This window comes from Paenibacillus sophorae, assembly GCF_018966525.1.
GTDB classification, from domain to species: Bacteria; Bacillota; Bacilli; order Paenibacillales; family Paenibacillaceae; genus Paenibacillus_AQ; species Paenibacillus_AQ sophorae.
Map to the genome: position 1 here is coordinate 4,655,635 of NZ_CP076607.1, position 26,854 is coordinate 4,682,488.

The 26,854-nt window shown below is 52.3% G+C and carries 21 protein-coding genes and 2 riboswitches; of the genes, 4 read left to right on the forward strand and 17 right to left on the reverse strand.

The features are described 5' to 3' along the window. Nucleotides 1-21: 21 nt before the first annotated feature. From KP014_RS22580 to KP014_RS22630, 11 genes are all read right to left on the reverse strand, one after another. Nucleotides 22-699: a riboflavin synthase gene (locus KP014_RS22580; protein WP_036592085.1), complete on the reverse strand. Its 678-nt coding sequence runs from the start codon at nucleotides 697-699 to the stop codon at nucleotides 22-24. An 18-nt stretch (nucleotides 700-717) separates the two neighbouring features. Next, nucleotides 718-1,821: a bifunctional diaminohydroxyphosphoribosylaminopyrimidine deaminase/5-amino-6-(5-phosphoribosylamino)uracil reductase RibD gene (ribD, locus tag KP014_RS22585; protein WP_036592087.1), complete on the reverse strand. Its 1,104-nt coding sequence runs from the start codon at nucleotides 1,819-1,821 to the stop codon at nucleotides 718-720. Between the two features lie 218 nt (nucleotides 1,822-2,039). After that, nucleotides 2,040-2,207, reverse strand: a riboswitch (FMN riboswitch). A gap of 97 nt (nucleotides 2,208-2,304) precedes the next feature. Further along, nucleotides 2,305-2,688, reverse strand: a complete 384-nt coding sequence (locus KP014_RS22590) for a hypothetical protein (protein WP_051499675.1) — start codon at nucleotides 2,686-2,688, stop codon at nucleotides 2,305-2,307. A 321-nt stretch (nucleotides 2,689-3,009) separates the two neighbouring features. Then, on the reverse strand, nucleotides 3,010-4,362 hold the full coding sequence (locus tag KP014_RS22595; RefSeq protein ID WP_036592089.1) for a TldD/PmbA family protein: 1,353 nt from the start codon (nucleotides 4,360-4,362) through the stop codon (nucleotides 3,010-3,012). Nucleotides 4,363-4,366: 4 nt separating this feature from the next. Further along, complete coding sequence (locus KP014_RS22600) at nucleotides 4,367-5,758, reverse strand: TldD/PmbA family protein (protein WP_036592090.1); 1,392 nt, start codon at nucleotides 5,756-5,758, stop codon at nucleotides 4,367-4,369. A 188-nt stretch (nucleotides 5,759-5,946) separates the two neighbouring features. Beyond that, nucleotides 5,947-9,591 (reverse strand): collagen binding domain-containing protein, encoded by a 3,645-nt coding sequence (locus KP014_RS22605; protein ID WP_216700409.1) that lies wholly within the window; start codon nucleotides 9,589-9,591, stop codon nucleotides 5,947-5,949. A gap of 589 nt (nucleotides 9,592-10,180) precedes the next feature. Beyond that, nucleotides 10,181-10,612, reverse strand: a complete 432-nt coding sequence (locus KP014_RS22610) for a peptidylprolyl isomerase (protein ID WP_036601971.1) — start codon at nucleotides 10,610-10,612, stop codon at nucleotides 10,181-10,183. 261 nt (nucleotides 10,613-10,873) lie between these two features. After that, entirely contained in the window at nucleotides 10,874-12,208 is a 1,335-nt protein-coding gene (gene lysA, locus KP014_RS22615) for a diaminopimelate decarboxylase (protein ID WP_036601973.1), read from the reverse strand. A gap of 114 nt (nucleotides 12,209-12,322) precedes the next feature. Beyond that, on the reverse strand, nucleotides 12,323-14,050 hold the full coding sequence (locus tag KP014_RS22620; RefSeq protein WP_425517287.1) for a spore germination protein: 1,728 nt from the start codon (nucleotides 14,048-14,050) through the stop codon (nucleotides 12,323-12,325). A gap of 491 nt (nucleotides 14,051-14,541) precedes the next feature. Next, nucleotides 14,542-14,967 carry a stage V sporulation protein AB gene (locus KP014_RS22625; protein WP_036601974.1) on the reverse strand — a complete coding sequence of 142 codons (426 nt, stop codon included), beginning with the start codon at nucleotides 14,965-14,967 and terminating at the stop codon, nucleotides 14,542-14,544. Beyond that, the gene (locus tag KP014_RS22630) at nucleotides 14,968-15,624 is read right to left on the reverse strand and encodes a stage V sporulation protein AA (RefSeq protein ID WP_036601976.1); all 657 of its coding nucleotides are present in this window, start codon (nucleotides 15,622-15,624) and stop codon (nucleotides 14,968-14,970) included. 193 nt (nucleotides 15,625-15,817) lie between these two features. Between KP014_RS22630 and KP014_RS22635 the strand changes: the two genes are divergently transcribed. Beyond that, nucleotides 15,818-16,993, forward strand: coding sequence for a stalk domain-containing protein (locus KP014_RS22635; protein ID WP_036601978.1), 1,176 nt, complete (start codon nucleotides 15,818-15,820; stop codon nucleotides 16,991-16,993). Nucleotides 16,994-17,106: 113 nt separating this feature from the next. On the opposite strand, the gene KP014_RS22640 is transcribed toward KP014_RS22635, so the two are convergent. The 5 genes from KP014_RS22640 to KP014_RS22660 all read right to left on the reverse strand — a co-directional run bounded on the left by KP014_RS22640 (nucleotide 17,107) and on the right by KP014_RS22660 (nucleotide 22,492). After that, a complete protein-coding gene (locus KP014_RS22640; RefSeq protein WP_036601980.1) occupies nucleotides 17,107-18,075 on the reverse strand; it encodes a DMT family transporter in 969 nt (322 codons plus the stop codon). 124 nt (nucleotides 18,076-18,199) lie between these two features. Next, a riboswitch (FMN riboswitch) is annotated at nucleotides 18,200-18,353 on the reverse strand. A gap of 80 nt (nucleotides 18,354-18,433) precedes the next feature. After that, nucleotides 18,434-19,900, reverse strand: coding sequence for a carboxylesterase/lipase family protein (locus KP014_RS22645; RefSeq protein WP_090834168.1), 1,467 nt, complete (start codon nucleotides 19,898-19,900; stop codon nucleotides 18,434-18,436). A gap of 26 nt (nucleotides 19,901-19,926) precedes the next feature. Beyond that, nucleotides 19,927-21,087 carry an AI-2E family transporter gene (locus tag KP014_RS22650; protein ID WP_036601983.1) on the reverse strand — a complete coding sequence of 387 codons (1,161 nt, stop codon included), beginning with the start codon at nucleotides 21,085-21,087 and terminating at the stop codon, nucleotides 19,927-19,929. Nucleotides 21,088-21,183: 96 nt separating this feature from the next. After that, a complete protein-coding gene (locus KP014_RS22655; RefSeq protein WP_036601985.1) occupies nucleotides 21,184-21,993 on the reverse strand; it encodes a GNAT family N-acetyltransferase in 810 nt (269 codons plus the stop codon). Between the two features lie 130 nt (nucleotides 21,994-22,123). Beyond that, on the reverse strand, nucleotides 22,124-22,492 hold the full coding sequence (locus KP014_RS22660; protein ID WP_036601986.1) for a (2Fe-2S) ferredoxin domain-containing protein: 369 nt from the start codon (nucleotides 22,490-22,492) through the stop codon (nucleotides 22,124-22,126). Nucleotides 22,493-22,644: 152 nt separating this feature from the next. Between KP014_RS22660 and KP014_RS22665 the strand changes: the two genes are divergently transcribed. After that, a complete protein-coding gene (locus KP014_RS22665) occupies nucleotides 22,645-23,562 on the forward strand; it encodes a phosphotransferase family protein (RefSeq protein ID WP_036602015.1) in 918 nt (305 codons plus the stop codon). Between the two features lie 143 nt (nucleotides 23,563-23,705). Beyond that, the gene (gene asd / locus KP014_RS22670) at nucleotides 23,706-24,791 is read left to right on the forward strand and encodes an aspartate-semialdehyde dehydrogenase (RefSeq protein WP_090834167.1); all 1,086 of its coding nucleotides are present in this window, start codon (nucleotides 23,706-23,708) and stop codon (nucleotides 24,789-24,791) included. 278 nt (nucleotides 24,792-25,069) lie between these two features. Here asd and KP014_RS22675 read toward each other — a convergent pair whose 3' ends face one another. Then, nucleotides 25,070-25,903 carry a LysR family transcriptional regulator gene (locus KP014_RS22675; protein WP_090834166.1) on the reverse strand — a complete coding sequence of 278 codons (834 nt, stop codon included), beginning with the start codon at nucleotides 25,901-25,903 and terminating at the stop codon, nucleotides 25,070-25,072. Here KP014_RS22675 and dapA point away from each other — a divergent pair. Then, on the forward strand, nucleotides 25,895-26,785 hold the full coding sequence (gene dapA, locus KP014_RS22680) for a 4-hydroxy-tetrahydrodipicolinate synthase (RefSeq protein ID WP_036602023.1): 891 nt from the start codon (nucleotides 25,895-25,897) through the stop codon (nucleotides 26,783-26,785). The genes KP014_RS22675 and dapA overlap by 9 nt on opposite strands. Nucleotides 26,786-26,854 lie beyond the last annotated feature (69 nt).

Below are 26,854 nucleotides of genomic sequence, written 5' to 3' on the forward strand. Positions count from 1 at the left end.
TCGCTGTATACTTTCCGATTCTTATAAAAAACCGTTCGCCGCCAAAAATTCGCTGCTGATTCGGGAACCCCGAGCCTCTTCCTCATCCTCAGCATTTTGCGGGGAGGAGCCGTAGCGGAGCAGATGATCCACATACTTGCCTAGCACATCGCATTCGATATTGACAGTATCTCCGGCGCGCTTGTCGGCAAGCACGGTTTCACTGAGCGTATGCGGGATAATGGACACCGTGAACGATGAAGCCGCCGTACCCGCCACCGTTAAGCTGATTCCGTCAATCGTGATCGAGCCTTTTGGAATAATGAACTTGAACAGGGACCCGCGGCCCGGCGCAATCTCGAATACAACAGCGTTCTGATCACGCTTTACGCTTCGGATCGTTCCCGTTCCGTCGACATGCCCCTGTACGATATGCCCGCCGAAACGCCCGCCGGCCGACATCGCCCGCTCCAGATTAATCCGGCCGCCGACCCGCAGCTCCTTAAGCGTGCTGTTACGGTATGTCTGCGGCATGACATCGGCGGTAAATCCGTGATCGCTAATGGAGGTCGCCGTCAGACAGACGCCATTGACCGATACGCTGTCTCCGATTTTGAGATCATCCATGATGACGGAAGCGTTAATATGCAGCACCATCACCTCGCCGCCCGAGGAAACGCCGCGCAGCACGCCCACTTCTTCGATCAATCCTGTAAACATCCTGCTTCCCCTCTCCTTCTATGCAAGCTCGGGTATGCCGCTGATGCACACATTATCTCCGAGAACCTCAACTTCCACACCCCGCAGCGTAACGGCATTCTTCATCAGTTCCACCCCGTCAAAAGAAAACGCAGCCGGCGCCGCAGCGCCGCCTCCGACAATCTTCGGAGCGAAAAAAAGCACCACACGGTCCACTAGCCCCTGCTCCAGCATCGCCCCATTCAGTTGGCCTCCGCCTTCCAGCAAGATGGAACCGATCTCCAGTTCGCCGAGCCTGGACATGGCGGCATTCAGGTCGACACGCGGCCCCGCGCCGCAGCGCAGCACCTGCACCCCGGCCGCCATCAGCGCTTCTTCCTTCACAGCGTCGGCGGTTTCCGCCGCAACAATAATCGTCTGCGCCTGCTTGTCGGTCACAACCAACGATTCAAGCGGCGTGCGGAGGTTCGAATCAATAATAATCCGCACCGGATTGATGCCTGGAACTTCGGTCCGGGTCGTGAGCGAGGGATTGTCGGCAATGACCGTGCCTACGCCAACCATGATGCCCTGATGACGATGCCTCATCGTATGTACGATTCCCCGCGCCGCCTCGTTCGAAATCCACTTGCTGTCGCCGGTGCGAGTAGCAATTTTGCCGTCCAGCGTGCTGGCGCTTTTCAATGTGACGAAAGGCTGCTGCGTCAGTATATATTTAATGAACTTCTCATTGAGCCGCAGGGCCCGTTCGCGCAGCAGCCCGACCTCAACCTCGATTCCAGCCCCCCGGAGCATCGCGATTCCACGTCCTGCCACCTGGGGGTTCGGGTCTTCGCAGGAAATTACGACCCTTGCCACGCCTTCGGCAATCAGCCGCTCGCTGCAAGGGGGCGTCTTGCCGTAATGACTGCAGGGCTCCAGCGTCACATAAGCAGTGCTTCCCGCCGCCTGTCCGGCAGCCATATTCAGCGCATGCACCTCCGCATGGCCCGTACCCCGCTTAAGGTGGGTGCCCAGGCCGATGACCGCCCCGTCTTTAACGACAACGCAGCCGACAACCGGATTAATCCCTGTCTGCCCCTGGGCGCGCTCAGCCATGTCAAGCGCAAGCGACATATAGAACTCGTCATTCATTACATTCATGCCTAACCTCCGATCCCCTGCACATCGTCCATTGTCATCAATCTAAAAAACCCATTCAGTACTCCTGAAAGGAGCCTTGAATGGGCAGTTTGAGAGTATGAAAGCATCCAAAACCATATGCGGACAAGTAGCCGAACGGCACGTTCTTGTGAATTATCGCACATAATATCGGAAACCGATTCATTGGGCCTGCCCTATAAGACAAGAGCAAGCAGCTTTCTCTCCTTCTTCCATCCAGACTATACTGTCGGTCCCGGAATCTCACCGGGTCCACCGTCCGCGCGGCATGCGCGTTCCGGGTAGCGGACTTGTCTTTCGCATGCCGCTGCTGCGTCATCCGAATCATCACCGCCGGTAGGGAATTTCACCCTGCCCTGAAGGATTGTTATATTCATTTGCGTCAGTATAAATACCGACGTTTATGACGGTATCTTATCATTTTATCGCACAAAAATCAATCATTACTAAATCACATATTTAAATTTACTTTATTAATGTAAGTTCTATTTTTTCAGCACCATAACGGCCAATCAGTAATAACACTAGCGCAGAACAGGTAAGCAACCCGTTTAACACGCCTGCCGGCAGCATAGCGAACATCAAAACGATCGTAACCGTGCAGTTAATGAGAGACAGAACCCATCCCCATTTTCGATTGATTAGCACCCCAATTGCCCCGATGATTCTGCATAGTCCAACAATACTGCTCATCATGAGCATGAGCCGCATATTCTCCTGAAAAAGTGGAAGCGCAAACGAAATACGCCGCTCTACGTCTTCTAGTGGAAGGTACAGCATAAAAAATGCGCTAAAATCCAATGAACCGTGAATCAGCATTAAAATTCCGGCCAACCTGATCTTTTTCATAACAAAAGCTCCCTTAGTTTATTTATAAACGGTCTGAAACAGATCAAAGGAACCGAAAGCGAAGCAAAGCTGAAGCATTGGTTAGACATCGAAACAAATAAAGAAATGGATAACTAAAGACCACGAGAGCCGCTCTGACAGGAAAATTGTCTTAAGCTGAAGATGCTTCGATTTGAAAGATAGGAACAAGGAAGGGGGAGTTTATTGACAGAGGTACAAAGAGATGAAGGCCATGCTGGGCGTACACTAAAAAAGCAGATGGCGGTGTTCGCCGTCTGCCTTGATATTTGACACGGTGTTCGGTTTTGAATCGGTTTTGAATCAGGCTCCCGACACGGACAACGAGCCGATCTTGAGCGTCGGAGAGGTGCAGCTGCCGATAAACCGCGGATCATTTCCAATCGTCTCGATCCCATTAAGCAGCTCAAAAAAGTTGCCGGATACCGTAATCTGGTTTACCGGTCTTACGATTTCACCGTGCTCGATCAAATAGCCTATTGCCGCCAGGGAAAAGCTCCCCGAAGTCGCATTCGTCCCGGCATGCAGACCCTGAAGCTCCACGATCAGAATTCCCCGTTCTGTGCCGCGGATGATTTCCGTAAGGGAGGCGGTTCCGGGTGCAATATACAGGTTATGATGCGAAACTTCGACCATGCCTTTGTATCCGCCCTTTGCGGCATTGGCTGTACTCGGGACCCCGGCCTTTCGGGCCGTTTTGCGGTTATGCAAAAAGGTAAGCAGTCTGCCGTCCTTGATCAGCTCATGGCGTTCGGTGGCGCTGCCTTCCGCATCGAACGACTTGCTCGACGGCACATTTTCCATCAGCGGGTCATCGATGATCGATATATTGCTCCCAGCCACTTGTTCGCCAAGCTTGCCTTTCAGACGGGAAAATCCTTTGTCCACCGACTCCGCGGAGAACACCGAAGTGAAGCTTGACAGCAAAGAGGTCGCAGCGTCATTTCTAAGAATAATGGGATAATTGTCCGACTGTACTGTCGCTCCTCCCAGCTTGGAAACGGCCTCCCGGACGCCTGTCAGCGCCACCGCTTCCAGATCGATATCGTCAAAGCTGCGAAGAGAGAAATCGAACCAGCCTCCGGTCACGGTCTCCTTCGCATCCTTGGATTCTTTGGCCAGCACATAAATGCTCGCAGAGGCGGAGCTGTGCTTTCTGTGGCAATTCAGACCTTTCGTATTTACGATCCGCACTTCACTTTCGCTGACCGAGGCGGCAGAACGTCTAACCATATCAATGCGGTGATCGGCGCTCAGGGCAATGCGTTCCATCGCAAGGGCGGCTTCGATCAATTGGTCGGGGGAAGTCTTAATTAGAGAAGCCGAATAGGTATTAACGGAGTTGTAGTGCCCGGAACCGGCAAACAATTCTTCCGGCTCCTCGTTCTCCAGCACTTCGGCATTGCTTCCCGCTTCATCAAGCAAATAGGCTATGGATTCATTATCCAGCCGCTCGGTGGATGAATAGCCCATTTTGCCGCCGATGAGGCCGCGGAACGACAGACCGCCGCTCTCGACTATTTTATACGCATCAATTTCGCCTTTAAGCACCGACACCGAGATCGATCGACCGTTGGCATAATAAATCTCCATTTCGGTGAATCCCGCTTCCCTGCCTTTGGCGAAAAGAACCTCCTGAAACTCTTCAATCTTCAACGCGCTACTCCCCCTTTCTTCCCCCGACAGTCATTTCCGATACCCGGATCGTAGGCTGTCCGCAGTTAACCGGCAGACTTCCGCTGACAGACCCGCACATGCCCTGTCCATGTTCGAGATTGTTGCCGACCATATCGATTTTGCTTAGACAGTCGATTCCTTTGCCGATCAGGGTCGCGCCTTTGACCGGTTCCGCTATTTTGCCATTACGTATAATATAGGCTTCCTGAACGGCAAAATTGAAATCGCTCGTGGCTGTGTTTACCGAGCCGCCTCCCATAGACTTGGCATAAATGCCGTATTCGGTATTTGCGATAATCTCCTCGCGGGTCGAAGCTCCATTGCAAATAAACGTATTATTCATCCGCGATGCCGGAGCGAATTTATAGGATTGCCGGCGGCCGGAGCCCGTGGAAGGCACGCCCATTCTGCGGGAGCCCATCCGGTCGATCAAATAGCCCTTCAGTATGCCGTTCTCGATCAGGACGTTGCGCTGCGTCGTGGCGCCCTCGTCGTCGATATTCAGCGAGCCCCAAGCATTGGCAATCGTGCCGTCGTCGACCGCGGTTACAAGCGGCGAAGCGACCTGCTCGCCGATTTTACCAGCGAAGACTGACGATCCTGGAGCGACGGCGGTCGACTCCAGCCCATGGCCGCAGGCTTCGTGGAACAAAACGCCGCCAAAACCGTTGTCGATAATGACGGGAAGCCTTCCGCTGGGGGCATAGCCCGCTTTGACCATCGTGACAGCAATCCGGGAAGCCGTCCGGGCATGATCTTCGATGTCCAGGCTTTCCAGAAACTCGTGACCGGCATAGGAGCCCGGACCGCTGAAGCCGGATTGCTTCTGGTCCCCATCCTCCGCCACCGCGCTGATTCCCAGCCTCGTATAGACCCGCGTGTCCTGAACCAACAGGCCCTCAGTGTTTGCGATCAGCACATTTTGCAGTTGATTAGTCGCATAGATTTTCGTCTGGGCAATGCTGGAATCGTATCCCGACGCAACCGTGTGGGCGCGCCGCATCAGTTCGATATTACGCTTTTTCTGCGAGCTGTCCGGCATAATTCCGATGACATGGCGATTATCAATGACCGTCCGCCGGAGATCCATTACCTGACTGCCGGCTGCGCCGCCACGAATAGCTGCCGCTGCCGAACGGGCCGTAGCGATCAGATTCTGCTCGCTGCTGTCGTTCGTGTATGCATAGACGGAAAAGTTCTCCTGCAAAATCCGGATGCCTACCCCGTAATCACGGCCGGAAAGGGAGCTTTCCAGCGTCCCTCCGACCATTTCGAGCCGTCCGCTTGTCTTATCCTCGGCGAAGATTTCCGCAAAATCAGCGCCGGTTTCAAGTGCGGCAGTCAGCACTCTGTATATCACCTGTTCCTGCAGCATACCCTTCCTCCCCGCTCTTTGGATTCTCTTGCACTTCTTTATCAGTATAGCTTATCATGATGCACTCAATGTCTCAAAAACAGGATATATGCGCCCAGCTGGTTCTGCTTGGATGTTAGTACAAAGCGCCCGGGAGCCATCCCGGGCGCTTACCTGCTCAGCCGGCTTGCTGAATGATTGACCGGCCGTTATTTCGTTTTCTTGTTATGGGTCAACCAACGGTTGAGGATAAGTCCGACCAGGATAAGACCCAGACCGCCCATGTACATCGGAAGCGAACTTCCTTCACCGGTCTTCGGCAGGTTGCCGGTGGCGGGACTTGGAGCCGGATCGGAAGGACCGCCTTTGGGGACGTCATCATCGTCAATGTCTACCCCGCCGAGCGGAACCTCGTCATCCGCAGGCACTTCCGTCGCCGTCACACTTGGTACCGGTGAAGGCTGCGGCTCACTCGAGTTCGCCGGTCCTGCCGGAATTTGCTCATCCGGGATGATTACACCCGTAACGCTCGAAGCCGTAGGTGTGGCTGACGGCGTTGGCGACGGTGTTACGGACGGCGACTCAGATGATGCTGAGGGCGGTGTCACGATCGGCGGCTCTGATGGCGCAACCGACGGATTCGCGGATGGCGGCACCGATGGCGCAACCGACGGATTCGCGGACGGCGGCACCGATGGCGCAACCGACGGGTTCGCGGACGGCGGCACCGATGGCGCAACCGACGGGTTCGCGGATGGCGGCACTGATGGTGCAACCGACGGGTTCACGGACGGCGGCACCGATGGCGCAACCGACGGATTCGCGGACGGCGACACCGATGGTACGACCGACGGATTCGCGGACGGTGTGGCTGACGGCGTTGGCGACGGTGTTACGGACGGTGTTGGCGAAGGGAGCTTATGATTGGTTATTGGCAGTACAATATATGCCCCTGCACCAACGGTCACCGGATGCTCGGCGGCATCGAGAACATAGCCTTCGGGGGCCTTCGTCTCTACCAATACATAGCTTCCAGACAATATACCGTTAAATATGACCGTACCGTCCGCCCCTGTCGTTTTCGTTCCGATTAACAAGCGTTCGCTTCCGTTCAGACGATACAAATCAAAGGTCGCTCCAATGAGAAGCTTCATGTGATCGTTGTCGTCCAGCTTCTTGATCGTCAGCATGCTTCTTGAACCGCTGCCTGTTCCAAAGCCGCTGGACACGCCGACGATAATCTCAGTCGAAGTTTCCTTCGTCACTTCCACCACATTGTTGCCGCTGAGCGTAACGCCATTCGTCACTGTTTCTCCGCTTCGGGCCGCAATCAGCGACTGGTACTCCAGGATATACGCCGATTTAATGTCTTTCACGAAGCTTAAGACGAATGTCTGCTTGCCTTCATTCGTTGTGGTGATGTCGAGGGTATAATCCGTTCCCTTTACAAGCTCCGGAGTTGCTTTGGTCGGCGTTCCGTCTTGAGCAACCGTCGTAGGATACAGATGGAACGAATCAGTCAGGAGCATTTGATTCGCGCTTCCGACGTCCGTAATCTTCGCATTCCTTATGAAAGATTGGCCCCGGTTGATATTAATCGTCCAGTTAATCTTGTCGCCAACCTGCGCTCCGCTCTTGACGACATACTCTCCGCCATATGGAATGGTCACAGCGCCAGTCAGATCTCCCGATACCTTCTTATTTCCGTCATAAATGCTTGCCGTATTGTAGACTTTCGCGCTGTTGATCAGTTGTCCTTCCAGAGTCGTTTTAAACTCGACATAGAAAGGGTAATTCACCGGTTCGTCGAATTTCACTCTCAGCACATTGTCGTTGCCTAGTGTAACCGAGTATTTCACATTCAGGTCGGACATTTTCCAGGTCAGGCCATTCGGCCATAAATATAACTGCTTGATCTTCACCGATCCGGGCACCAGCTGCTGCGGCGCCTCAATGGCGTCAACAATCTCCGCATTTTGCAGCTGCTTGCCGTTATAGTTGGCTCCAATCGACCATGTTATTTCCTTGGACGCCGCATTGTACTGCCCATATTTGAATCCGTTGTTCTTAACCTCAATCCGGGGATTAAATACAGCTTTTGCCGAGGCGGTCCCTTCGTCCCAGGTAACGGTTGCCGTATTATAGAATTTATCCCCGCCGTCCTTGATGCCATAATAGTCAAAGCGCAGCTTATAGCTGATCGTATATTTTCCGGTAATCGGTTTTTTGAAAGTTACGGTGAATCCTTCCCCTTGCACAACGGGCTGGGCGTACTCCAATGTATATTCCGAAGCAGGAACCACGGTTCCCGAGGCGCTCTTGACTACCAGCGACTCTGGAATAAATGTAAGGCCGCCGGAAGGAAAAGTATCTTTGACGACAACGTCGTCCATCAGATAATTGTCCTCATTGATCGTAATTTTCCAGTCTACGGTTTTGTTGCGGTAATCAGCTCCGGCGGCATCAACCGTTTTATAAATAATGACGGGGTGAATATCCTGATTGTATTCCGCGTTATAAGTGCCGGAGGTTACCGTGTTGTATATTCTTTTGGAGTCAAACAGACGCCCCTTGTTCTTGGTCTTGTATTCGATAAAATAAGGCGTGGTCACATCCCGCATAAACTGAAGCTTAAACCCGGTTTTTCCAACTGCGGAAGCCGATGTTGCCGTATAATCCGTTCCTTCCGCCAGCTGTGAGCCAACCGCCACTTTTCCATCGGAATCCACGCTCACATTGTAGACTTTAACGGACTCTGGAACCAATTCCTGACTGTCATTGAATAAATCCTTCAACATCGCATCAGCCTGCGGAATCGTACCATAGTTATAATTGTAATTGATACCCCAGGTGACAGTCTGGGTTGAGGGTTCATATCGAATTGCATATTTCTGCAGGCTCGGCGCGCGTTGAACCGCTACCGTTGCCGAAGCGATCACCGGAGGCAAATTATCGCCTGAGAAAGACGCCTTATTTGTAAATTTCGTTTTGGTCAGATCATTAATCACTGTGGAAAACACAATACGGTATGCGCCCGTGATCGGAGAATCGGCAAACTTCAGCTTAAGCGTTCCATCCTGAACATCCAGGGTGTATTTTGCTGAATCAACAAGAGGGCCTTGACTCACCGTTCCATCCAGCTGAACATCAAGCTGATAGACAGCGGCAGTTACCGTATCAACGGTCAAGCCTGCCGGAATGGGATCGTTCATCTCCGCGCCATAGACCGATTCCAGTGTCTTGTTCACATCGACCGACCACTGAATGCTCTCCGCGTTGTAGCCCTCCGGCGTTCCTTTTTTCTCGATGGTGGACGCGACATTTGGCTTGAAACGAAGGGTGACCACTTGGGTATCCCCGTTGACCGGGAACAGGATCTCTTGAACCGTGCTTCCTTTGATAACCTCTTTATCGAACTTGGTACGGAAGCTCAGCGTTCCATGTACATTGTCATGGTCTTCAATAAAGCTGTTGAATGTCATGACAACAAGATGATCATCTTTGTTAACGGTAAAGCTGCCCACGTCGCCTTCATCGGAAACCAGCGGACCGCTGATATCATTGAACAGCTTGAACTGGTCGGGCAGATGGAAAGTAAACGTGTCCCCGGCCTTATAACTATGCCCATCCGGCAAGGCCCAAGTATAATTCAACGTTACCTCGGAGCCCTGCTCGTAGACATCGCCCGTAACCGTCTCCCCTCCGGGACCATAGACCGCCATTGTAACACTGGTGATAATATTTGTGTCGTTCTCGATAGCTCCCGCCTTGACTTCAGTCGTAAACCCGAGACCATAGCTGTATTCGGCAACCAGCATTAGGATCACGAGCCACAAGGCGATTCTTTTCCTCATCAATTTCCGCAACGTCATCCCTTTTTTCCCCTCTCCCATGTCAATTGACGGTAAAGTACCGCGTTCAAATCTATATAAATTGGATTGCTAGTGAATCAGGGGAATTGTCCGTTACAATTAATACAGCAGAACTGACTATAAAAGAACCATTTTTCATATTTGCGTGCTTATGTATATCTCATCACGCTTCTTCTGCCGGCATTATGTTAATTGTACGCATCAAGTATCTCACTCCTTCTTGTTCTTTGCCGGTATGCCAGGAGCGGCGACAGCACCTTTTATCCCTAATTTGTATTACCCACTTTTTCACTTTCGATCTTGGTTTTTTTATTTTCTGAAGGTGGAATTATTTGGGCGTCTGTCTTAAGTATCATAGCAGCCTATAACTGTTCTTAATAAGGAATAACTATAGTCTACTATAAAGAACGTGATCTGCACAAGAAGCCGCTGCGTGGAAAATGACGGGAAAATTTCTAAGAGAGCGTTTAATCGTCTTTTTTGAAAAAAAAAAGCCCGGCCGCACTCCGAATAAATCGGATCATGCGGCCGGGCTTTATGGTTACTGATTGAGCTTTGGCTAAAAGTGTTCTTACGCTTCGTAAACTTCCACGGAAGTCATTTTGTCGCGGCCTTGGAAGGCGTCGACATACTCCATGCCCTTTACAACTTTGCCGAACACGGTATGCTGGCCGTCAAGATGCGGCTGCGGAGCATAACTGATGTAGAACTGGCTGCCGCCTGTGTTGCGTCCGGCATGCGCCATCGCGAGCGTTCCGCGCTCATGCTTGTTCGGGTTGATCTCGCAGTTGATCGTGTATCCCGGTCCGCCGGTGCCTGTTCCGTTCGGACAGCCGCCTTGGGCCACGAAGCCCGGAATAACGCGGTGGAACACAAGACCGTTATAGAAACCGTCATTCGCCAGCTTTTCAAAGTTAGCTACGGTATTGGGTGCGTCCTGATCGAACAGGTCCAACAGGACTTCGCCGCCGTTTTCAAGTGTGATTTTCGCTTGTTTTGCCATATATAAATACCCCTTTCACGTTGGACAAAATGTGCAATACTTTTACAGTTTACTATGAAAGTCTTCCCAAAGCAAAGCATGTAAATCCGCTTCTGATGCCTGCCGTTTCTTCCAGGTCCTTGCAGGCGGCACATTAGCAGTGGATCACCAATGCGTAACCAAAGCCAGGAATTTCACGCAGTTTCGGCCGGCTCCAATCACGGCAAAAAGCCATCACTGCACATGATGTGCATGATGGCCTTCCAGCCCGCGCTACCCGCGTTATTTTGTTACCGTCTGTTTAGCGATCCGCGCCGGAATAATGTCATTGGCAATCAGATCGTTATGGCTTTCGCGCTTGACCACAAGATCGCTTTGTCCGTTCTGCACGAATACAACGGCCGGACGGGCGATACGGTTGTAGTTGCTGGCCATGGAATAGTTATAGGCGCCTGTGCAAGCTACGGCGAGCAGATCTCCACTCTTCGTTTCCGGCAGCTCCACATCCCAAATCAGCATATCGCCGCTTTCGCAGCATTTGCCCGCGATGGATACCGTCTCCACGGCCGGGTCATTTGCGCGGTTTGCCAGCAGCGCTTCATACTTCGATTCATAGAGCGCAGGACGCGGATTGTCGCCCATTCCTCCGTCAACCGCGACATACTTGCGTACGCCCGGGATTGTCTTGTTCGTACCGACCGTATACAGAGTCGTTCCTGCGTCGCCGACAATACTGCGGCCCGGCTCCACCCAAATTTCAGGCAGCTTCGTGCCGATTCCCGCAAAATACTTCTTCACCGCGCCAGTGATGGCGGAGACATATTCAGATACCTGCAGCGGCGTGTCGCCTTCGGTATAACGGATGCCGAAGCCTCCGCCGAGGTTGACCACACGGAACTCGGTGTTCAGTTCTTCCTTCACGCGGCGGGCAAAGTCGGCTACACGCTCAACTGCCATTTCAAAGCCCTCCGTCTCAAAAATCTGGGAGCCGATATGCGAATGTACGCCCAGCAGCGTCAGATTGTCCTTGGCGGATGACTGCTTTACCGCTTCAAAGGCGGTGCCGTTGCCAATATCGAAGCCGAACTTCGAATCGGTCTGGCCGGTGGCGGCGTAGGCGTGATGCGCATGCGCCTCGACACCTGGCGTTACGCGCAGCAGAATATTGACGTTTACATGCTTGCTCGCCGCGATGGCTTGCAGAAGCTCGAGCTCGACGAAGTTGTCGACGACGAAGCAGCCAATTCCCGCGTCCAGTGCCATCTCGATTTCAAATGGCGTCTTGTTGTTTCCATGAAAATGAATCCGCTCCGCCGGAAATCCGGCCTGCAAAGCTGTGTAAAGCTCACCGTCGGAGACAACATCAAGAGAAAGCCCCTCTTCGTCCGCAAGCCGGCACATCGCCATTACCGAGAACGCCTTGCTGGCATAGGCTACTTGAAAGCCCAGCCCGCTGGCGGCAAAAGCGTCCATATATTCGCGGCAGCGGCGGCGGATCAGCTGTTCATCCATGATATATAGCGGAGTTCCGTATTCGGCTTTGAGTTCCGTAACGTCGCATCCGCCGATTTCCAAATGACCGGCATCGTTAATCCGGCTCGTCCCGTGTAAATACATATTCGCAATCCTCCGATTTCTGTGGAATATCCATCCCATACTTTTATGCTATTCAGTATAGCAGAGGAAGGGAACGCCATAGAATGGACAAATACGCAGTTGATTTGTATTATCCTACGATTTGTCCTTCTTGCCGGCGGATAACGACATCCGCGTATTATCCCTCGTTTTATCGAAAGACGGCCTTGTTTTGGCAGAAAGCACCGGCATGCGGAACAGAATCGCCCCCATGGCCTTTGCATTAAATGGTATGAATGGCCACAGATACGATGAGTTGTAGGAACGGTTGACCGTCAGCAGAACGATGAACAGGGTCGAGGCGACCACAAGTCCGGAAACATGGAAGAAGCCTGTGGCCAAAAGCAGGAGCAGCCGCACAATCCGGTTGGCCAGACCAAGCTCATAGCTTGGCGTAGCAAACATGCCGATAGCAGCCACGGCCATATACAGGACAACCTCATTGACGAACAGCCCCGTCTTTACGGCAATGTCTCCGATCAGAATCGCAGCAATCAGACCCATGGCCGAACCTAGCGGTGACGGCGTATGCACCGCGGCCATGCGCAGCAGATCCACACCGAACTCGATGATCAGAAACTGGGCGAGCAGCGGAATTTTGGCGTTCTTCTGCGGACCGATAAATTCGAGCATCGGGGGCTTCAACTCGGGATGGATTACCATCAGCATCCAGAGCGGCAGCAGGAAGATCGAAGCGAAGATGCCGGCGAGCCGCACCCACCGCAAATAAGAGCCCATGAGCGGTGTCTGGCGGTTCTCTTCAGCATGCTGGCACAAATCGAAAAACGTCGTCGGGATAACCATTACGCTGGGGGACGTATCTACGAATAAGACTACCCTGCCTTCAAGCAGGTGGGAGGCAACAATGTCCGGCCGCTCGGAATAGCGGACCATAGGATATGGATTCCAATTTTTTCCTATAATCGCCTCCTCCAACTGCTTGTCGGCCAGCGGAATACCATCGATGTTCACGCTCTTGATTTTGTCTACAACCGCTTTGACCTGCGTTTTATCCACAATATCGTCGATATAGGCGATGGACACATCCGTTTGTGTCCTCCGGCCCACCTTGTGGAGCTCGAATTTCAGTCCCGGATCGCGCAGCCTGCGCCGCACAAGGGCGATATTGCTCAGCAGCGTCTCCGTGAACCCGTCGCGCGCCCCCCGCACCACCCGCTCGATGGATGGCTCCTCCGGCCCCCGAACCGGATAAAGCCGCGTATCCATGATAATGACCCGGGATTCTCCCTCGATAAACAGAACGCTCATCCCCGCCAACGCCTGGTTGATCGCCACGCTTAGCTCCTCTGCCTTTTCAACCTGGATATGAGGGATGTACTCATTCATAAATGCGGCTAAGGCATCGGAAGACATGTCGTTAGGGGTCAAGTAGGTAAGCCTTTTTAGAATCTCATCCAGAACGACGTCCTTGGCAAAGCCGCTGATTAATAAAAGACCCGTCTTTCTTCCTCCTAAGAACATTTCCCGGAATACTACATCGAATGACGCTCCAAGACCCATAACTTCGGTCAGAATTTCTTTTGTCTGATCAAGCGATTCCGGAATCTTGTCATCGCCATGCCAGTACAGAATGGATTCTTTCACGGAATTAGACAGTTCCTTATCCCTTTTCTCCTGTTTGGGATCTTTAGGCTGCCCAGAAGCTGCCTCCTTTTCTTGAAGGCTCTCCGCACCCTGCTTTGCCTCACTCTTTTGCGGTTCATCACCGGTTTGCTCTGCTGATTGGTCTTCGTCCGGGGCATTGTTCGAACCTGCCTGAGCCTGCTCCGAAGAAGATTCCTCACTACCGTCTTCACCAGGCAAAATACTCTTGATAAAGCCGGATATTCCTCCTTCGGAACTCTCATCCGGAGCTCCAAGCTCCCGTGATGCTTCCATGTCGTCCGCTTCGGTACTCTGCTTCACTACGAAGCCCGTCGCCAAGTCAACTGCTCCAGCGCTCACCCCTTCACTGGCACCGCTCGCCGTGCCGCTTTCCACAACACCCTGCTCAGCGTCGGTGTCAACCGCCGTAACGGTATCCACGGCACTTTGCTCAGCGTCGGTGTCAGCCGCCGCAACGGTATCCTCGGCGTCTTGCTCCCCGCCTGAACCTGCCGCCAACACAGCACCAGCACTCTGCTCCTCCCCAACACCTACCACCGCGCCATCTTCCATGGCTCCCTGCTCCACAACAGGATCGGACGCCCCGCTGGTGGTCCCGGCGTTCTCTACATCCGAAAGAGGCTGCTTCGGTCCTTCGCTGTCCAAGTAATCACCGCTATGAATGTATTTGCTCATCTCTAGCCCTCCGTTTACTGTCGATACACAAACCAATCAAATAAGGAACCCGCCACTTTGCCAAATACCATCGCCATCAGCAGACCGAACAGGTGTGAAGTCATATGAAGGCGTTTGGCCAAAATCGGCAGCACGTTAAGAACTTCCGTCAAGGCGGCGGCAAGCATGCCGACAAAGATTCCCCCGAACAGGCCGACCGCCGCTTCGGCCACCGGGCCCGCTGCAATTTGCCAGTTCCAGAAATCGCTCACCGTGCCAAGCAGCGATCCGCTGACCATTGCGCCCTCATACCAGTGAACCTTATCATAAGATTTCGTCAGCTGCGCCAACCGCGGAATCATGTCGAGTACGACAAACAGGGCGATCACCCCGCCGCCGACGGCGATGCCTCCCGCAATGCCAAGGATTAAATTCAGGCCCACTTCGATCGGAGCCGTCATTTACACTTCCTCCCTTTCGCTTGTTCCACCTTCGCCCAGCTTCATTTTCCGGTATTCCTCATGAATGACGTACTGGTCGATATTTTTCTGATACAGGAACATTTCCACCTCAAGAGGGGTCGGCTCTTCATTCCATTTTTTCTTAAAAAGATGATTGAAAAAGATGACCATGCCAAACCCGATACCGATTGAATAAGCCAGTTGGAACAGATAAGGATGCTCGTCCCTGCGGCCGGTCAGCATCTCCACAATCCGGATTTGGACCTCCTGCATGCTAACGTCCGCATGGAAATTCATAATTGTCAGCGCCGCGCCGAAGAACAGCAGCAGCCAGACAAGCGCGAACATCGCATACGACGGCTTCTTCCCGCCCTTGGATTCGCTGATCTGGACAATCGTCCTGCCTTCTCCAATCGGCTCGATATCGGCATCCGGCACCAGCTTCTTTACCAGGGGAATGACCTTCAGCAGATCGATGAGAATCAGGTTGCCGTCACTGTACTCCGGCTGGATCAGAAGCAGCGATTTCAGCGGCTCCTCCCACTCCGGTGGGGCGATCAGGTATGCAATGTCGCCAAGCTTCACACCCTTACCTTGAGGAAGCGTCACCCGATTCTTCAGTTGTATATAGATGGCGGAGCCAGAATGGGTCTTCATCCGCTTGTCCTCCTAGTTCAAACTAACGCAGTATGCCAGATTAACGGTAGTATGGATAAAAAGGCTTATTTTTACTCTTATTCATGGGCATTCATCAGACTGACAATACTTATATGCGGAATTTCCCGAAACTTATCGTGGTTGAATGAGTCTATACTTCAATATTGAAAAAGAAGGAGGAACAGTCAAAAAAATGAAGTTATCATCCCAAGCCTTTTTCCGATCGATCCTGGCCGCCGCGGTGCTGCTGACCCTTAGTGTACAAGTCCTGCCTTCCGTACACGCTGAATCCGAAAACAGCGTGCAGGATTACGTGGTAGATGCCACCAAAGGAGTCGAGCTTTACTCGATCAGCTACTCAGTGGACGGGAATTATCAACATGCGGTGGTCTACAAACGGCAGGACGGTACTTTTGCCAAATGGCAGGAACCATTCCGTTTTTTCAGAACAGCTGAGGACGGCTCACTGATAATCGGAGGTTCGGATGATCCCGAAGGCGGCTACGTATACGATCCGGATCGCCAAGCCATTGTCCATAAAAATATCTATTCGCTGTCTCCTGACGGGAAATGGGGACTTTTGGAGCGTTCCCGCTATCTTTATGTAAAGAGTCTATCGCCATACAGCGACTACATTGCCAAGCTTAACGATTATTATTTAAAAAATATGAAGACAGGCGATGTTTCATTGTACAAAACTACGCGGACAAGCTTTCTTACGGGTTGGTATGATCAACACACGCTGCTGGAGTCCGGGTATGACAACCAGGCCAGGCAGAGTATGATTACTGCCTACAATCCCGAAACTAACAAAAGATCAACCGTCCTTGCAGGCCGAATGTATGCCTTCAACAATTCCATCTCCAAACTGCTGTATGTGGAAAACGAGCCGCGCCGGCTGCTGCGGGTGTACGATCTGAAGACGTCTACCTCCCATCTTCTCACGAGTGAAGCAGAACGGTCGGCCATCTATCCTTCTTTCCTTTCCAGACCGGCATCGGCCCTTCCTACTGGCATTAACCCTGCAGAACTACCCGTCGTCCCGGTTCCCGTTATAGAAGAATATGAGTTTACGGCGGAAATCAACGGCCTTAGCATCCCGGTAAGTACAGTATTTGAGGCGGACGGCAAACGCTGGATTCCTGTACGGCCTCTCGCGAAAGCTCTGGGTTGGAGGGTGGAGCTCTTGGATCAGCCGGGAACATCCTATAAAGCCTCGAATTATCAATATACAATTTCGAAGGGAGAGGCAAAAATCACCCTCACACCTTCAAACAGCTTCAGCACTGGCGGCGGGCTGTTCATGACCCCGGGCCAATTGGCAGCGCTTGGCCACGGGTCCATAAAGCTGGTTCCCCATACCAACTGACTTTTCAAAGAGCAGAAAAAAACGTCCAAGCCGGCGGCGATAACCGGGCTTGGACGTTTCTGTATTCGAACAATTGCCCTGGGGCTGTCCCCTCAGGCGTTCCAAATCATCTCTCATGAATTCGGCTGGCTCGCCGCCTCAAGCGATTCGCTTTGCTGGCTGGAGATGAAGAACAGCGCGGTCCAGATCATCGCAAAGCCCAGAACCTGCGGCAAGGTGACAAGCTGGCGGTAGACGATCCAGTTCAGTACAAGGCTGGTCATCGGGAAGCTTAGCTCTGCCAGTGTGGCAAAGGAGGCCTTGGTTGTACTCAGTCCTTTGTAGTACAGCAGCATGCTGAGCAGCCCGGGAAGCAGCGCCTGCAGCAGCAGATTGACCGCCACGGCGGCGGAGGAACCAAGTCCGCCATGCAGCTGCCAAGGCGCTCCTTCCATCGACGTAAGGACGAATAGAAACGGCAGCGCGAGAACAAAACGCAGCGAAGTAACGGTCTCGTACTTCATTGTGCCGAGCAGATAGCGGCCCATGACGGTCGACCCGCCCCACAGCGCAGCTGCTCCAAGAGCCATTATGCCGCCGATTCCGATGAAGCTGGCGGCCTGCCCGAATGGCATGCTCCAGCCAAAGGTCAGCAAATAGGTGCCAAGGAGCGCAAGCAGAACGAGCGGGCCGAAATAGCGGGGCAGCCGTTCCTTCAGCAGCAGGGCGGCAAGGCCGATAGCGAACAGCGGCTGCAGCTTCTGAAGCAGCACCACAGCGTTAATGTCACCGCTTGAGAGCGCCTTTGTGAACAGGATGGTCGCCACGGCCGATCCACCCCAGGATACAAAGATCAAGGCAGCCGCATGCCGAAGGCGTATTCCCTTTAGCTCCGCCCGGCGGCGCCATAACACGGGAGCGGCCGCCAGAAAGAGCACCACATGCTCCAGCAGCACAATTTGCGACGAAGTCAGGGACTTCAGCAGCAGTATGCGGAACAGCGGATCAACGCCCCATAGGGCCGCGCCAAGAGCCACCAGCCAGAATCCGCCGCGCAGCGGCGCCGTACGTACCGTGTGGGAAGAAGCAGTTACATTACTCATCGATCATTTCTCCTTGTCGATACAAAATCCCGATTAAGACCAAAAACCCCCGGAGTGCCATTTTCAGGCCATCTCGGGGGTTATACCGATAAAAACGTCCATAGCAAAAAAGTCGTTCCTATCCTTTGATCCTCTCTCCTCCGGACTTTACCGTCGGCTCTGGATTTCCACCAGATCAGTCCCTTCTTTCCAGCTTGGAACAAGGGAGTCGCGGGCTGCGGCTCGCCCTCGCGAACCTCACCGCCGGTCAGGAATTTCACCTTACCCCGAGAATCTTGTATTCCGTAATTTTTTTCACAAACCCAGCATATTCCTTTTTCCCTGATTCGTAAAGAGTTTTGTGCAAACGATATGCTTCTTACGAAATATATTTGAACACCAGCCGGCGTTTCTCCGGGTCAGGGTCCTTTATCACGAATGCGATTTCGTCAAAAATAAGGGTAGCGCGCTCCGTAAGCCGGTACTCCGGCCACGCGAGCTCTCCGGTATCCGGACTTCCGCCATAGGCAAATGCGATCCATGCACTCTGCATCGCACTCGAAAGCGACTTCATCGACGGGCTGATTGCAAGTCCCAAGCGCCGCAAATGCGACATATTGCCGAAGACATAGGGGATCTCCGCGGTGTGTACCGCTCTGGAAAGCAGCGGATGCTCCTCCACCCCCCAATCGAAGCGGTACATCCAGACCGGTCCGTGTTCCAATTGGCTCTCCGCAAACGCAATCGCACCGCCCCAGAAGAACAGATCGGTCAAGATCCCGGCAGGCCCCTCCCAGTTCGCAGGATAATGTGAGGCAAACCCTGACAGATCCGGAGTACCCAACGCTTGCTGGAGCGCCTTCAGCGACTCCTCGATTGCCGGTACCTGCGCTCCTTCACGGAAAAAATAGTGGCCTTCATGGCGGTTCGTTCCGATCAGCAGCGGAATGCCCGCCGCAGAACCGTTCGCGACGGCCCGAAGCGGCTCTTCCGGCAGTGTCAGGGGATCGACCACCGGCTGAAAGATCATGGCGGGCGAACCTCCGGTCAGCCGCTGCACTAAACTTCCCGCCGCCTCCATAATGGCCTCGGCCGGAAGTTCCCGTAAGCAGGCTGCGTTCGCCCGGTCTATGCCCAGCTCGGCGAGCAGCCCTAAGGCAACTGCCTCGCCCTGCTCGGGACGAAACGCCTGGGATGCGCCGCTCTGCATAATTGCTCCCGCGAACAGGCCGCGCGCGGCCGGCATCGCCAGCAGCGCGGCGATGCTCATGCTCCCCGCCGACTCGCCGAATACCGTTACCTGCTGCGGGTCGCCGCCAAAACCGGCAATATTGCCGCGCGTCCATTCCAGCGCGGCGATCTGATCCAGCAATCCCGCATTGGATGAGTAGTCATCGCCCAGCGGCGCCAAATGAAGAAATCCGAACGGTCCCAGACGGTAATTGACCGATACGACAACGACATTCCCGCTCAAGGCAAGAGCGGTTCCGTCGAACAGCGGCTGGCTGCCCGCTCCGGTCAGAAACGTCCCGCCGTGAATCCATACCATTACAGGTAGAGACTCTGCCGCGGCAGGCGCCCATACATTCAGGTATAAGCAGTCCTCATCGTAGACCGGCGCTCCTCCGGGAAAGCGGGTGCCTTTCCGGTCAGGCGGCTGGTGGCATACCGGGCCGAAGGCGAAGGCGTCCCGCACCCCGTTCCAGCTTACCGGAGGCTGTGGCGCTCTGAAACGCAGTTCGCCGGTAGGAGGAGCGGCGAAAGGAATACCGCGCCAGACGTTAATGCCTTGATCTTGTATGCCCCGCACTTTTCCGTACATCGTTGCAGCTTCAGGCTGTCTCACAAGCGTTCATCCTTTCCTCAGTTGTCTTATGGCTGTTCTTTGCCGTCCTCGGACGGGGCATACAGTCCGGAACGAAAACGGAACCACTGAAAAATATGCGTGACCACTACCTTCAGCACGGCGTAACCGGGCACGGCCAGAACAATGCCGATCACACCGAACATTTTTCCGGCAAAAACAATCACGAAAATGATCGTAATCGGATGAATCTTCAGCGTCTTGCCCATGATCTGCGGAGAGATGAACTTGCCTTCAATCAGTTGAACGGCCGTCCAGACAATAATCATCTTCAGCAGCATGAATGGCGAGGTGACCAGTGCCACGACAAGCGCAGGCGTAATTGCGATGGCCGGACCCAGATAAGGAACAACTGCCGTACAAGCTGCAGCAATTGCGAGCACAAGCGAATATTTAAGGCCGATGATCAGATAGCCGATGTAGAGCAGCGCTCCGATACAACAGCTAACGATAATCTGCCCGCGGATATAGGAAGAAATCTGCTGGTTCATCTCGGACATGACCATCCGGGTCTGCGGCTTCAGCGCGGTAGGCACCAGACGCAGAATGTAGTCGGGTAAACGTTTGCCGTCCCTGAGCATGTAAAAAAGGATAAACGGCGTCGTTACAATCCCCAGAATGATCTCGGTAAGCGTTCCGACGAAGCTGCCCACACCATTTAGAGCGTTATGTAGAAAGGTGGTGAGCCATTCGGTCACTCGCCCCGTCAGCGAACTGACGTCTGTTCCCATGTTCTGCTGAAGCTGATCGAATAGCCGGCTGCCCGTTAAATCCCTGAATTCCTCCTGGATTTGGGCGCTGTAGTGGGGGAAGTTGTCGATAAGATCCATGAGCTGATCCCGGATAATCGGAATGACCGTCAGCAGAATAATGGTAATGACGCCGATAATAAGAAGATACAAAATCACTATCCCATAGGCGCGCTTAACCCTGCTCTTATGCTCCAGCCGGTCCACCAGCGGATTCAACAGGTAATAGGCGACACCCGACAAAATAAGAGGCAGCGCCACCGTATGAAGCAGCACCGATAACGGTATGAAGATGAACGGTATCCTCGCGAATACAAGTACATTAAGTCCGATAAGCAGCAGCACAAGTAGAAAAACGACGAATTTATTGTTCAGAAAAAATTTGCGGAATCTTTCCGGCCAGATTTGGAATCTTTGCATATTGAAGCCTCCCATTGCGGCGATCAAGTAAGTGTAAGTCGGGTTTTTTAATAGCATAGTCAACATGCGGCAGACAAGTCAAATCCAGCAGCCAAATTACCGAAACCTTATATCCGCGATCCTTCCTGCGCCCACAAAGCCGATCGACTGATACACCTTATTGGAGTCCGGGTTTTTGGCGTCCGCATACAGCAGCGGAGTCAAGCCGTCCCGTATGCAGTAACCGCAAATGGCAGCCACAATGGCGCTGGCATATCCTTTCTTCCTCTCGCCCGGCTGCGTATACACATCGTTAATCCGGGCATGCCGGGCCGTACGGTGAGCGATTCTCGCCATAGCGACCGGTACGCCGTCTACATTCCACAGATATAACCCTCCTGTTCCAATAGCCGCTGTGGCCGCTTTATACACCTCGTCCGGCATGGGCGTGACACCGAATACTTCCTTTGAAAAAGCGGACATATTCGCCGCAACCATTTCCGTATGCCGCGCATTCGCCCGTTCGATATATCCATTCACATCTGCCGGGGGCCTAACCTGGGGACATATGTACGCTTCCAGTATCATATATGGCTCAACCTTAAGCCCGCGGCCTTCGGCATAATAACGTGCAAAAGACAATGCGGTCCCGGAATCGGAGGATATCCCCGGAAACGCTTGGGAGCGCACATGCTCCGCCAGCTTCCGGAGCATTTCATCCTGTCGCTCTTCAGTTAGCTCTGGGGAAATCCACAGCCAGGGATTGAAGCCCGGAGTCTGGGCAAATATCAGATCTTCGCTCTTGGTCTTGATTCGCAGGGCTTCCGGACTCCCACAAATCAGATGCAGCAGATTAAAACGGATCTCGTCTTTCAAGAACACTTTTCCGTTTAGGACGGGATCACGGTCGGCAAGCTTTACGAACATCCGGTTCGTTCACCTCTATTCTTTTCTTTTTTTTCCAACAACTCGATGATAATGCCCCGCGCGGCAAAAAGAAATAACCCGCAGACGGCTATTTTGCCGAGTGCGGGTAAGGCCGAAGACCTGTAATACTCTAATTTTTCCCCTTTTTCTTTCCCTTCATTCCCTCTTTGGCTGAAGCTCTCATGCCATTCTTCCCGAACGTGTACAGCATATTTTTTTTGAACCGCTTGCCCAGCAGCGATTTTCTGACAAGCATCTTGACCCGCTTTGGCGACATATCCCCGTACCAGATCCCTTCGGGATAGGAAATAACGACCGGCGCATCTCCGCACCGTCCGGCGCAGGAGGTAAACGTCGTATGAATCAGAGCCTCCCCGCCCTGCTTCTCAATTTCTTTTTTGATCGCCTGGGCAATCTCCCCGCTTTTGCGTTTCTTGCAGCTGCTCCCCCCGCAGACAAGCAAATGGCATGCCGTACCCTGCAAATTCCATGTCGTCATAACCTTCACTCCTCTCTATATCTATTAATACCCCTTAATAACCCTGATGTCCCTTAGACGAGGGAAAAGCAATGTACCACACTATGCTATACTCTTTTATTATAGAGGGAAAAACGAATGAGCAGCAATGGCAAGCTTACTTGGAGGGACTTATGGCTAAATCCGGTAAAGATACAAAGTTTGAGCAAGTGGTGCACCGGATCGATACCGAAGGCGAACTGCTTGGCATAAGGGAGATGGAAGGCGGAGTATCCGCTCAGGTGACAGCGCTTGAGATTTTACTGAGCGACGGGCAAGTTGCAACAATGATTATCCGTCAGCACGGCGAGGCTGATCTTAGGCGAAATCCGCAGATTGCGGCTGACGAATACAAGCTTTTACAACTTCTGAAGTCCGAAGGACTGCTTGTGCCGGCGCCTTACTTTCTCGACCTATCCTGCGAGATATTCCAGAAGCCTTATTTAGTCATGGAGTTTATGGAAGGCAAGACGGATTTCAATCCTTCCAACTTAAATCAGTATCTGTCCCAATTATCAACCCATCTGACCTATATCCACAGCGTAGATTGCTCAAAACTTCAGTTGGATTTTCTGCCTAAACAAGAAGAAATAATCACGGAAATGCTGGATATTCCTGTGAAAATGGACAAATCATTGAACGAGGGCTTGATCCGGGATATGTTGAAATCCGTTTGGCCCTTACCTCGGACCAATAAAGATGTCATCCTGCATGGAGATTATTGGCCGGGAAATATTTTGTGGAAGGACGGCAGGCTTGCCAGCATGATCGATTGGGAAGACGCGGCAATAGGCGATCCTTTGGCGGATCTTGCCAACAGCCGGCTCGAAGTCCTGTTTCATTTTGGATTAGAGGCCATGAATGCATTCACCGGGCAATATCAATCCATGATGACGAACATTGATTTCACCAATCTTCCTTACTGGGATTTATGCGCCGCATTACGTCTGTCCAAATTTCCCGATTGGGGACTGGATCAAGTCACCGAGGACTCGATGTATGAAAAACACAGATGGTTCGTCACCCAAACCCTTCATGCAATTGGCATCTAAAAATCCGTCATAATCCTTACACATTATGAAATAATTATGCCGCTTGGGTGCATTCTCATATTGAACGTTCCCGGCATATCCTTTATAATTCAGTACATTATATGCCGCTATTTTACGGCCTTCGAAAGGAACTGAAAAACGTCATGACACAAAAGCTTAGAGCCGGTATTGTCGGCGGAACCGGCATGGTCGGCCAGCGCTTCATCGCTCTTTTGGAAAATCATCCGTGGTTTCAGATTGCAGCAATCGCCGCCAGCGCGAACTCTGCGGGCAAAACGTACGAAGAATCAGTAAAGGGCAGATGGAAGCTCTCCACACCGATGCCCGAAAGTGTTAAGAATATTCCCGTATTGGACGCTTCGCATGTTGAGGAAGTAGCCTCCGGGGTCGACCTGATTTTTTGCGCCGTCGATATGAAGAAGAATGAAATCCAGGCCCTCGAAGAAGCCTACGCTAAAGCGGGTGTTCCCGTTATTTCGAATAACTCGGCCCACCGCTGGACGCCGGACGTCCCGATGGTCGTTCCGGAGATCAATCCCGAACATCTGGAGGTTATCTCCAGCCAGCGCAAGCGTCTCGGAACCGAAACCGGCTTCATTGCCGTCAAGCCTAACTGCTCCATTCAGAGCTATGTGCCGATGCTGACCGCCCTGCGCGGCTTCAAACCGACGCAGGTTGTTGCCAGCACCTACCAGGCGCTTTCCGGGGCGGGCAAGACATTCACCGACTGGCCGGAAATGCTGGACAACGTTATTCCTTATATTGGCGGAGAAGAAGAAAAGAGCGAGCAGGAGCCGCTCCGCATCTGGGGAACCGTTGAAGATGGAGAGATTGTAAAAGCGTCCGCTCCGCAAATCACTACCCAATGTATCCGCGTCCCGGTTACGGACGGCCATCTGGCCACTGTATTTGTCTCTTTCGAGAACAAGCCTTCCAAGGAAGAGATTCTGGAAAGCTGGAAGAACTACAAAGGTCGCCCGCAGGAACTGGAGCTGCCGAGCGCGCCGAAGCAGTTCATCACCTATTTTGAAGAGGAGAACCGGCCGCAGACGAACCTGGACCGTGACCTCGAGAAAGGCATGGGCATTTCCGCCGGCCGTCTGCGCGAAGATTCGCTGTACGACTTCAAATTCGTCGGACTATCCCACAATACGCTTAGAGGCGCCGCCGGAGGCGCCGTGCTGATCGCCGAGCTGCTGAAAGCTGAAGGATATATTACGGCGCGCTAAAGTAATGACTAACACGTACGCCCATATAAATGCCCGTTTCCTGGATTTAGGAGACGGGCATTTTTGGCTTAATCCTGAGGAAGAGGCCAAGCTCCAATCCCCCCCTTCCAAGCGAATAACGTCAATTGTCGATGGTGCAGCGCCCGAGTCCGGAATCTCATGCGCTGGCTGCTTCCGCTTAGATCCCCGCGCCCAACCGCTGATGTTAACGGAACGAGGCTACCGATTCTTTTCCGCGTTAGCCTCGTGGTCTTAAGTTGTTCAGCTTTCGTGTTCCGTTATTTTAACAGTTCAATAAAATCTTTTAGTGAATGGGAAATCCATTTCTTAGGGTGAATAACCATTTGCAAGTCCAGCCTAATGTCTGGATGAGTAAATGGAAGGACGGCTAATTCCCCTCGTTGAATCTCTTCGTGAGCTGCCATTCGTGGAAGTAATGAAATACCGGAGCCTGCCATCAAGCAACGTTTAATCGCTTCAGGGTTCCCTAATTCCAAACCGACCCTATACGGAATTTTTTGATCCCGAAGAACCCTTTCTAACATAATCCGGTAGTTACAGCTTGTCTCAGTCATAATCCATTCCACATCATGAAGTTGGTCGAGTTTTATTGTATCGAGAGTTGATAAAGGATGCTGGGGACTTGCAATTAGAACCAGTGGTTCTTCTCTGATTTTTACCCACTGTAAAGCCGGATCAGATGGCTTACTTTCAAGCAGAAGCCCAATATCAAATTCACCTTCCTTGACCTTATCTATAATGGATGTTTCGCGATCCGGCTGAAGCCTAATAGTAAGAGTGGGATATTGCTGGCGAATATGTTGAATCAAAGAGGGGAGATAGTAAGAAGCCAGCGAATCAATTGTTCCTATAGTAAGAGTGCCTCCTCCCTGGAGGGTCAGAGCTTCCTTCGACTGCTGATAAAGATTGAGCATCTGAACAGCAATTTTCAGTAGTTCTTCCCCTGCGGAAGTAAGGCGAAGACTTTTTCCATAACGTTCAAACAGCTTTACTCCATAAACTTGCTCTAATTTCTGAATTTGCATCGTTACGCTGGACTGAGCATAAGTAAAATCATAAGGAATATTGGGAGGGATAAGGCAATGCTGCATGAACGAGATTTATTGGGGATTTATGTGCCAACCGTTACACCTTTTTTACCTAACGAAGAGTTAGATTTGGATTCATACCAGCATTATTTGGAAAAGCTATTGAGCCATAACATCCAAGGCTTGGTGATCAATGGTACCACGGGTGAATCTCCGACTTTATCTTGGGAAGAAGTAACGGCTCTTGTGCAAATGACGAAAGATTGCTTGAACAAACTTCATAAACGGATACCCGTAGTCATAGGCACAGGAACAAATAGCACCGCATCTACTGTGAAACGGACGGAACTGGCGGGAGAGCTGGGGGCGGATGCTGTCCTCGTTGTAACGCCCTATTATAATCGACCCCCACAAGACGGTGTACTTGAACATTTCCGTAGGGCGGCACAAGTCGGAGTCCCAGTAATAGCTTATGAGATCCCCTCGCGCACGAGCATTCGTTTATCCACGGATACGGTAAGAAGAATTTTGGATTTGAATGGCGTTATCGGATTAAAAGACAGTTCCGGTGGCATCGATCTTATCTCCGAACTTGCCATATCTGATACAAAACCTATACTATGCGGGGATGACCTTCATTTTTATTCCATGTTAGAACATGGGGCCTCGGGTGGCATTTTGGCTTCAGCGAATATCCAAACAGACCATTTCTTGCAAGTGTACCAGCTTGCCAATCAGGGTGAGTTTGGCCAGGCGAAAAAGGCGTTCGACTCCTTGGTTCCTTTGATCAAAGGACTTTTTCAAGAGTCAAACCCCTCCCCCTTAAAATGGGTCCTTTCTAATCAAGGTATCCTGTCGTCGGACACCCTTCGTTTACCGATGAGACCAATAAGCAAAGAATTACAACGCGAATTGGAAGGGTTATTGCAGAATCCTGCCCGTTAGAATGCTGTATCTCCCCCCCGGAACTTCCGCCCCAGGCGAACAGGCTGCAATAAGGTGGAAGGCTGTACC